This is a genomic window from Legionella navarrensis (genome assembly GCF_052527415.1).
In genome coordinates, this window is the sequence record NZ_JBNVZR010000014.1 from 85,359 (window position 1) to 94,609 (window position 9,251).

A 9,251-nucleotide genomic window follows, 5' to 3' on the forward strand; every position below is an offset into this window, starting at 1 on the left:
ATGACTCATTAATAACGATAATGATCTGGCTTGTAAGGACCATCAACCGGCACACCAATATAGTCTGCCTGTTCAGAGCTTAGCTGTGTCAGTTTAGCACCAATACGTTTCAAATGCAGGCGGGCGACTTTTTCATCCAGATGCTTGGGCAAGACATACACGTCATTGGAATATTTCTCTCCATGCAGGAAGAGTTCAATCTGCGCCAGAACCTGATTGGTAAAGGAAGCCGACATTACAAAACTCGGATGACCTGTTGCACAGCCCAGGTTGACCAGACGGCCCTCGGCCAGAATGATCAAACGCTTGCCGTCAGGGAAAATCACATGATCCACCTGCGGCTTGATGTTTTCCCATGTGTATTTTCGCAGACTGGCCACATCAATTTCCGAATCAAAATGACCAATATTGCACAGAATAGCCTGATTCCGCATACGTTTCATATGCTCGTGTGTGACCACATGGAAATTACCGGTAGCAGACACGAGGATATCGACATGCTCGGCCATGTCATCAAGCGTTACCACGCGATATCCTTCCATCGCCGCCTGTAAGGCGCAAATCGGATCGATTTCGCTGATGTAAACCGTGGCACCCTGTCCGCGCAGCGCCTGGGCACAGCCCTTGCCTACATCGCCGTAGCCGAGAATCAGGGCGACCTTACCGGCTATCATCACGTCTGTGGCGCGTTTAATGCCATCCAGCAGCGATTCACGGCAGCCGTACAGATTATCAAACTTGGATTTGGTTACCGCATCGTTTACGTTAATGGCTGGCATTTTCAGAGCGCCTTTTTTCGCCATTTCATACAGACGGGCGACGCCTGTTGTGGTTTCTTCTGAGACACCCATGATAGACGCCAGCATCTCGGGATATTTTTCATGAATAATCTGAGTCAAATCACCGCCGTCATCCAGCAGCAGATTGGGTGTCCAGCCATCTTTGGAGCGCAGTGTCTGCTCCACACACCACCAGTATTCTTCTTCCGTCTCCCCTTTCCAGGCAAAGACAGGTATGCCAGCTGCGGCCATGGCGGCGGCGGCGTGATCCTGTGTTGAAAAAATGTTGCAGGATGACCAGCGTACTTCCGCTCCAAGCGCTGTCAGCGTTTCGATTAATACGGCCGTTTGAATGGTCATGTGCAGGCAACCGGCAATACGGGCGCCTTTCAGTGGCTGTTGCGCGGCAAATTCGTCACGCAGGGCCATCAGGCCGGGCATTTCCGTTTCGGCAATGGCTATTTCCTTACGCCCCCAGTCGGCAAGGCTCATATCAGCAACTTTATAATCACTGTGCGTTTGTTTTTTATCAGTCATGCAGGCTGTGTTCATTGCGTTATCCTTACATTAAAGAGCGCGTTTCAGAACGTCGACTTTATCCAGACGTTCCCAGGGAAAGGCATCACGGCCATAATGTCCATAAACAGACGTCTGGCGGTAGATAGGACGTAACAGATCGTGGTGATCAATGATGCCCTGAGGGGTCAGGTCAAAATGCGTATTAATTAAATCGATAATCGCCCGACTCGGCAGTTTGCCGGTACCAAAGGTTTCGAGACTGATGGACGTTGGTTCTGCTACGCCAATGGCGTAAGACACCTGAATTTCGCATTTGTCGGCCAGACCAGCGGCCACGATGTTTTTGGCCACGTGACGCGCGGCATAGGCAGCCGAACGATCCACCTTGGAAGGATCCTTACCAGAAAAGCAGCCGCCACCATGACGTGCCATACCGCCGTAGGTATCGACAATAATTTTACGTCCCGTCAGGCCACAATCGCCCAGAGGGCCGCCGATAACAAAGCGCCCAGTCGGATTAATGAAATAGCGTGTAGCGGCCGTCAGCCATTCAGCAGGCAGAACAGGTTTGATGATCTCTTCACGCACGGCTTCAATCAAATCGGCGTAGCTTATCTCAGGAGCATGCTGCGTGGAGAACACGATGGTATCAACTGCGACCGGAAGGCCATTTTCATAACGCATGGTCAGCTGACATTTGGCATCGGGTCGCAACCAGTTCAGGCTCTTGTTTTTGCGCAGCAGAGCCTGTCTTTCCATCAAGCGATGCGAATAGGCAATGGGGGCCGGCATGAACACATCCGTTTCGCGACTGGCGTAACCAAACATCAGTCCCTGATCCCCTGCCCCCAGAATACGGGTCTGTTGATTATCAACACCCTGGGCAATATCAGGAGACTGCTTGCCAATGGCCGACAGGACGGCGCATGAGGCCCAGTCGAAGCCCATATCAGAACTGTCGTAGCCGATGTCACGAATCACCGAACGGGTAATTTCCTCAACATCCACCCAGGCGGAGGTTGTAATTTCGCCACCCACCAGAACCATTCCTGTTTTTACGAAGGTTTCGCAGGCTACCCGCGCCTTGGGATCCTTCGCCAGAATGGCATCGAGAATCGCATCAGAGATCTGGTCGGCTATTTTATCTGGATGGCCTTCTGATACGGATTCAGAAGTAAATACATGGAAATCGTTCACACGGAACCCTCTTGTTGTGTACTGGAAAAAGTATGCATCATGGAAATGAATTGATCAAACAGGACTTCAATATCATGCGGTCCCGGGCTCGCTTCGGGATGCCCCTGAAAGCCGAAGGCCGGCAGGCTTTTGTGTCGTATGCCCTGCAGGCTCTGATCAAACAGCGAGCGATGAGTAACCACCATGTCTTTTGGCAGCGTGGTTTCATCAATGGCGAAACCGTGATTCTGGCTGGTAATGAAAACGCGTCTGGGTTCATCCAGTTCCAGAACAGGGTGATTGCCGCCATGGTGACCAAATTTCATTTTTAATGATTTGGCGCCTGTGGCCAGAGCCAGTATCTGAAATCCGAGACAAATGCCAAAAACCGGAATGTTTTCCTTCAGGAACTGCTTTGTTGCGGCAATGGCGTAATCACAGGCCTGCGGGTCACCGGGACCGTTGGACAAAAACACGCCGTCTGGATTCAGAGCCATGACATCTTTTGCAGACGTTTGCGCCGGCACAAGCGTCACATGACAGCCCTTGTCCTGCAGAATTCTCAGCAGCATGTGCTTTATGCCAAAATCATAGGCCACAACATGATATTGCTGGGGTTTGGAAACCGCTCCCCACTCACCTCGCCCACCGTGCCAGCGTTCGATGGTTTTCCTCGATACTTCGCGCGCCAGATCAGCACCGTCCATGCCGGCAAAGGCACGGGCCTTGTCCAGGGCGGCTTCGACCTGTTCCACCTGCGTGCTGATGCAGGCCGCCATGGCGCCTTTCTCACGTAACAGCAGAGTCAACTGACGGGTATCAACGCCACCGATGGCCACGATGCCATTACGCTTAAGCCAGTCTGGCAGTGAACTGGTAGCGCGGTAATTACTGGAAATGGGTGAGCAGTCGCGCATGACCATGCCTGAGGCCCAGATACGCGAAGACTCCAAGTCGTCTTCGTTGCAACCGGTGTTGCCAATGTGGGCAGCCGTCAGGGTGATGATTTGTCTCGCGTAAGACGGGTCGGTCAGCATTTCCTGGTAACCGGTCATGGACGTGTTAAAGACCAGCTCTCCCACGCAATCACCATCGGCCCCAACCGAATATCCCTCAATGACAGTGCCGTCAGCGAGAACCAATATTGCTGGTTTATTAAACATGAGTGCAGCCCTACGTCACGGCAGTCATGCGGCTGGCCTTGCAAAGCCAGGCAGCACACGATGCGTCAGTAAAAAAGTTGCGTAATTGTACCGCAACAGCTCTAAAATTTCATGTCTTCGAAGAATTTTTTTACTCGCTCGAACCAGGAGCTGGACCGGGGCGAATGTGTTTTTTTGCTGCTGTCGAGCGAGCCTTCCAGCTGCATCAGTAAATCCTTTTGTTCGCGCGACAGATTAACCGGCGTTTCGACAACGATTTTACACAGCAAATCTCCCACGCCATGACCGCGCACGGATTTCACACCCTTGCCACGCAGGCGCAATACTTTACCCGTCTGCGTTTCGGCCGGGATTTTCAGGGTCACACGCCCTTCCAGAGTAGGCACCTCGATGGAACCACCCAATGCCGCCGTTACAAAGCTGACGGGAACTTCGCAGTGCAGATCACGCTCGTGTCGTTCAAAGATAGCGTGCGCTTTGACGCTTACCTGGATGTACAGGTCACCTGCCGGGCCACCATGGATACCCGCTTCACCTTCGCCGCTTAATCGGACTCTGTCGCCGTTGTCTACGCCGGCTGGTATTTTGATGTTCAGCTTTTTGCTTTCGCGAACACGGCCCTGACCATGGCAGTCAGTACAGGGTTCGGTGATGACTTTTCCTTCACCGTGACAGCCCGGGCAGGTCTGCTGTATGGAGAAAAAACCCTGTTGAATCCGGACCTGACCGACACCATTACAGGTTTCGCACTTTTGTGGCTGGGACCCTTTTTTGGCGCCCGAACCGGTACAGGTTTCGCAGGCTACGTGGCGTGGTACGGTTATGTCGATATCCTTACCCACGGCCGCCTCTTCAAGGGTCAGCTGCACATTGTACTGCAAATCGGAACCCCGCTGGCCTCGACTGTGGCCACCATGTCCACGGCCACCAGAGAAGATATTTTCAAAAATATCTTCGAACACATCGCCGAAACCATGAAAACCTCCGCCACCACCCATGGACGAATCAACCCCGGCATGCCCGAACTGATCGTAGGCAGCACGTTTTTGCTTATCAGACAGCACGGCGTAGGCCTTTTGAATTTCCTTGAATTTTTCTTCTGAAACGCTGTCACCGGGGTTACGATCAGGGTGATATTTCATGGCCATTTTTCGATAGGCTTTTTTAATTTCGCCCTCGTCAGCGCTGCGGCTGACACCCAGAAGTTCGTAATAATCCCGTTGTTCCATGACTACTCACACTTGAATCAAACAAAAACCTTTCAGCAGAAAGGAAAAACACGAAAGGAGTACCCGCGGTACTCCTTTCACCAGAAATCGTTATCTGTGCTGACTGAAATCGCTTCCCGGATTACGGCTGCCGCCTGATCCGGGCTACAGTCTGGCACGATGATATCGTAGCCCGGATCAGGCGTAGCCGTAATCCGGGAACCACGTACCGTTCAGGCGAAGAGATTATTTTTTATCGTCTTCGCGTACTTCTTCAAACTCAGCATCTACAACACCATCCTGAGCGGCATGCTCGCTGTTACCGGCGTGAGCCTGATGGTCACCTTCCGGCGCGGCCTGACCTTCAGCGGCTTTTTTGGCGTAAATGCGTTCAGCCATTTTACCAGACGCTTCAGACAAGACTTTGATTTTGTCTTCAAGCTGCGCTTTATCATTACCTTTCACGGCATCTTTCAGCTCAGCAATCGCGGTTTCAATGCCTTTTTTCTCATCGTCAGCCAGTTCAGCCGCCAAATCAGCCAGTGATTTTTCGCTGCTGTGAATCAGGCTGTCGGCCTGGTTGCGCAGATCGGCCATTTCACGGAATTTCTTGTCTTCTTCCGCGTGAGACTGCGCGTCTTTCACCATTTCAGCTACTTCTTCCTCACTCAGACCACTGGAGGCCTTAATCACGATGGATTGTGCCTTACCGGTTGCCTTGTCTTTAGCAGACACGTTGAGGATACCGTTGGCATCGATGTCGAAGGTTACTTCGATTTGTGGCACGCCACGTGGAGCCGGTGGAATATCGGTCAGGTCAAAACGACCCAGCGACTTATTGGCAGAAGCCTGTTCGCGCTCACCCTGCAGGACATGCACGGTTACCGCAGTCTGTCTGTCATCAGCCGTTGAGAATACCTGATTCGCCTTGGTTGGAATGGTTGTGTTCTTTTCAATAAGCTTGGTCATGACACCACCCAGGGTCTCGATACCCAGAGACAGCGGTGTTACGTCGAGCAGCAGAATATCCTTGACTTCACCAGACAATACCGCAGCCTGAATCGCAGCACCTACGGCAACGGCTTCATCAGGGTTTACGTCTTTGCGTGGCTCTTTACCAAACAGATCCTGAACAACTTTCTGAACCAGAGGCATACGTGTCTGACCACCAACAAGGATAACATCGTTGATTTGAGAAATAGTCAGGCCCGCGTCTTTCAGTGCCATTTTGCAGGGCTCAATCGTGCGCTCAACCAGTTTTTCAACCAGAGATTCGAGCTTGGCACGTGTCAGCTTGATGTTTAAGTGTTTTGGACCTGAGGCATCAGCTGTAATATAAGGCAGGTTCACGTCTGTCTGCTGCGCAAAAGACAATTCGATTTTGGCTTTTTCTGCGGCTTCCTTCAGACGCTGCAGCGCCAGTGGATCGCTGTGCAGATCAATGCCGGTGTCTTTCTTGAATTCTGCAGCCAGATACTCAATCAGAGCCAGGTCAAAGTCTTCACCGCCGAGGAAGGTATCGCCGTTGGTCGCCAGAACTTCAAACTGGTGTTCGCCATCGACTTCTGCGATTTCGATGATGGAAATATCGAAGGTACCACCACCAAGGTCGTACACCGCAATCACGGAGTCTCCGCGCTTTTTGTCCATACCATAAGCCAGTGCCGCAGCTGTTGGCTCGTTGATGATACGCTTGACTTCGAGACCGGCAATGCGTCCGGCGTCTTTGGTGGCCTGACGCTGAGAGTCGTTGAAGTAGGCGGGAACGGTGATCACCGCTTCGGTAACTTCTTCGCCCAGATAATCTTCGGCGGTTTTTTTCATTTTACGCAGGACTTCAGCTGAAATCTGTGGTGGGGCTTTGTCCTGACCCTTAACCTGAATCCAGGCATCGCCGTTATCCGCCTTGATGATTTTGTAAGGCACCATTTTAATATCTTTTTGAACAACACTGTCTTCATAACGACGGCCAATCAATCGTTTGGCAGCAAATACAGTTTGCGCCGGATTGGTAACAGCCTGGCGTTTGGCAGACTGACCAACCAGAATCTCATCGTTGTCGGTGTAGGCAACGATGGACGGTGTGGTGCTTAAACCTTCTGCGTTTTCAATCACGCGAACTTTATCGCCTTCCATTACGGCTACGCAGGAGTTAGTTGTTCCCAAGTCGATTCCGATAATTTTTGCCATGTTTTTCATGCTCCGATAATTTTATTTTTTGCCATAATTCCCATATGGGGTCTAAACGGTTATTTTCAAGCCACGAATCGTTTTTTTTATGCCTGAGGGCTTTTTGAAACGATGACGCGGGCTGGTCGCACCACGCGGTCGCTCAGTTTGTAGCCCTTCTGAAACACTACCACAACGGTGTTTGGCGCTACGTCGGCGACTTCCTGGGTCGACATGGCTTCGTGTTCCTGTGGATTGAAGGCCTCACCCTGGGGATCAATGCGCGTGACGCCGTGTTTCTGCAAAGCATCCAGAAACAGCTGGAAGGTCAACTGCAGGCCTTCGGCCATCGCGCTGTCGTCTTCGTTTTTTGCCAGTTGCAGAGCCTGTTCCAGACTGTCTGCCACGGGGATAAGAGACGATACAATTTTTTCAAGGCCGTAGCGATGCGCGTTGGCAATGTCTCGCTCGGTGCGACGCCGCACGTTATCCAGTTCGGCAACGGCACGAACTGATTTTTCCCAGTTTTCGTGCGCCTTTTGCTCGGCCAGGGTCAGTTTTTCTTCCAGCTCCGCATAAGCCGGGTGACTCAGTGCACCCGATGCGGCATGCTCTTCTGCTTCCCCACCATCAAACTCCGTGTCATGGTCGTTGCTTTCCTTGAACTGTTTCCAGTCTTTTTTTGATTCTTTGCTCATCTAACATTCTCCCAAACAGACAGATCAAAGTATTTGGGGATGTATGGCAAAAATTCAAGTAGGATAAGGAAAATATCGATCGATATCAGTATTTGCGAAATATGAGCATTCATCGCATACTTGGTTAACATAATGGTCACAGAGGTTTTATATGCGCACATGGTCTCCTACATCCTGGCAACAGTTTTCTTACCAACAGGCCGCCAGTTACCCTGACGAATCGCAGGTCGATCGCGTCGTAGAGCAGCTGGGGCAGCTCCCACCGCTTGTAACCAGCGGTGAAATAAAAAATCTGAAAAAGGCGCTGGCTATGGCAGGCCGGGGACAGGCATTCATTCTGCAGGGTGGCGATTGCGCCGAGTCGTTTAACGACTGTCGCTCAGACACCATCAGTAATAAGCTGAAAATCATGCTGCAGATGAGCCTTGTCTTACTGCACGGCATGCATAAGCCAATTATCCGCATCGGTCGCATCGCGGGCCAGTACGCCAAACCCCGCTCATCTGATTTCGAAACGATTAACGGAGTCACCCTGCCCAGTTACCGCGGTGATCTGGTCAATTCACCTGAATTTGACGCGCAATCACGTATTCCTAACCCGAAACTGATGCTTCAGGGATACAGTTGCGCGGCCATGACCCTGAATTTTATCCGTGCCCTCTTAAACGGTGGTTTCGCGAACCTGAATCACCCCCACAAATGGGACCTGAGTTTTGTTGAGCACTCGGCACAGGCCAGCGAATACAGTCAAATCGTGAGCTCCATTGCCGATTCGCTGGATTTTCTGGAGGCTATTGACGGGATCCGCAGCAGCAGTATCGATAAAGTCGATTTTTACACCTCGCATGAGGCATTGCATCTGCATTATGAACAGGCTCTGACGCGCCAGCTGAATGACGGACACTGGTACAATTTATCTACGCATTTCCCCTGGATTGGTATGCGCACCGCTCAGCTGGACAGCGCGCATCTTGAGTTTATGCGCGGCGTGCAAAACCCGATTGGAATCAAGGTGGGGCCGTCAGCCAGCAAGGAATGGATTAACGATGTCCTGCAATTGCTCAATCCTCAGCGCGAGGAAGGCCGGGTGGTGTTGATCACGCGAATGGGAGCTCAAAAGATAGAGAACCTGCTGCCGCCCCTGATTGAAGCGGTTAAGGCGACCAACATCCCCGTCACCTGGTCCTGCGATCCCATGCACGGCAACACCGAGACCACCGAAGACGGCATTAAAACGCGTCATTTTGACAATATCCTGTCAGAACTGCAGCAGGCACTGAACATTCACAGACAGTTGAACAGTCATCTGGGCGGTGTTCATTTTGAGCTGACCGGCGACAACGTCACCGAGTGCATTGGCGGCGCACGTGGTCTGGACGCTCAGGGTTTAAAAGAAGATTACCGCAGCCTGGTCGATCCACGCCTGAACTACGAACAGTCTCTGGAAATGGCGCTGCAATTGAGTCGTGAGTTTAAGAAGCAGTAGGTTGGGCCTTGGCCTAATGGCACTACCTTAAGGATAAAATCCTATCCACCAAC

7 protein-coding genes are annotated in these 9,251 nt (G+C 51.7%); 1 reads left to right on the top strand and 6 read right to left on the bottom strand.

Annotation, left to right across the window (positions count from 1 at the left end):
- Positions 1-8: 8 nt before the first annotated feature.
- The 6 genes from ahcY to grpE all read right to left on the bottom strand — a co-directional run bounded on the left by ahcY (position 9) and on the right by grpE (position 7,712).
- Complete coding sequence (gene ahcY / locus ACQUTA_RS09640; RefSeq protein ID WP_444988027.1) at positions 9-1,331, bottom strand: adenosylhomocysteinase; 1,323 nt, start codon at positions 1,329-1,331, stop codon at positions 9-11.
- Positions 1,332-1,346: 15 nt separating this feature from the next.
- Positions 1,347-2,495, bottom strand: a complete 1,149-nt coding sequence (gene metK, locus ACQUTA_RS09645; protein WP_444988028.1) for a methionine adenosyltransferase — start codon at positions 2,493-2,495, stop codon at positions 1,347-1,349.
- The gene (gene carA / locus ACQUTA_RS09650) at positions 2,492-3,637 is read right to left on the bottom strand and encodes a glutamine-hydrolyzing carbamoyl-phosphate synthase small subunit (RefSeq protein ID WP_444988029.1); all 1,146 of its coding nucleotides are present in this window, start codon (positions 3,635-3,637) and stop codon (positions 2,492-2,494) included. The genes metK and carA overlap by 4 nt, the downstream gene beginning before the upstream one ends.
- A gap of 101 nt (positions 3,638-3,738) precedes the next feature.
- Positions 3,739-4,866: a molecular chaperone DnaJ gene (dnaJ, locus tag ACQUTA_RS09655; protein WP_444988030.1), complete on the bottom strand. Its 1,128-nt coding sequence runs from the start codon at positions 4,864-4,866 to the stop codon at positions 3,739-3,741.
- Between the two features lie 225 nt (positions 4,867-5,091).
- Positions 5,092-7,035, bottom strand: coding sequence for a molecular chaperone DnaK (dnaK, locus tag ACQUTA_RS09660; RefSeq protein ID WP_444988031.1), 1,944 nt, complete (start codon positions 7,033-7,035; stop codon positions 5,092-5,094).
- 86 nt (positions 7,036-7,121) lie between these two features.
- On the bottom strand, positions 7,122-7,712 hold the full coding sequence (gene grpE, locus ACQUTA_RS09665) for a nucleotide exchange factor GrpE (RefSeq protein ID WP_444988032.1): 591 nt from the start codon (positions 7,710-7,712) through the stop codon (positions 7,122-7,124).
- A gap of 151 nt (positions 7,713-7,863) precedes the next feature.
- Between grpE and ACQUTA_RS09670 the strand changes: the two genes are divergently transcribed.
- Positions 7,864-9,198, top strand: coding sequence for a 3-deoxy-7-phosphoheptulonate synthase class II (locus ACQUTA_RS09670; RefSeq protein WP_444988033.1), 1,335 nt, complete (start codon positions 7,864-7,866; stop codon positions 9,196-9,198).
- Positions 9,199-9,251: the final 53 nt, after the last annotated feature.

What these genes read in the sequence shown, in the direction of transcription:
- ahcY (WP_444988027.1), bottom strand. Translation starts at nt 1,331, where the DNA reads ATGAACACAGCCTGCATGACTGATAAAAAACAAACGCACAGTGATTAT.
- carA (WP_444988029.1), bottom strand. Translation starts at nt 3,637, where the DNA reads ATGTTTAATAAACCAGCAATATTGGTTCTCGCTGACGGCACTGTCATT.
- dnaJ (WP_444988030.1), bottom strand. Translation starts at nt 4,866, where the DNA reads ATGGAACAACGGGATTATTACGAACTTCTGGGTGTCAGCCGCAGCGCT.
- dnaK (WP_444988031.1), bottom strand. Translation starts at nt 7,035, where the DNA reads ATGGCAAAAATTATCGGAATCGACTTGGGAACAACTAACTCCTGCGTA.
- grpE (WP_444988032.1), bottom strand. Translation starts at nt 7,712, where the DNA reads ATGAGCAAAGAATCAAAAAAAGACTGGAAACAGTTCAAGGAAAGCAAC.
- ACQUTA_RS09670 (WP_444988033.1), top strand. Translation starts at nt 7,864, where the DNA reads ATGCGCACATGGTCTCCTACATCCTGGCAACAGTTTTCTTACCAACAG.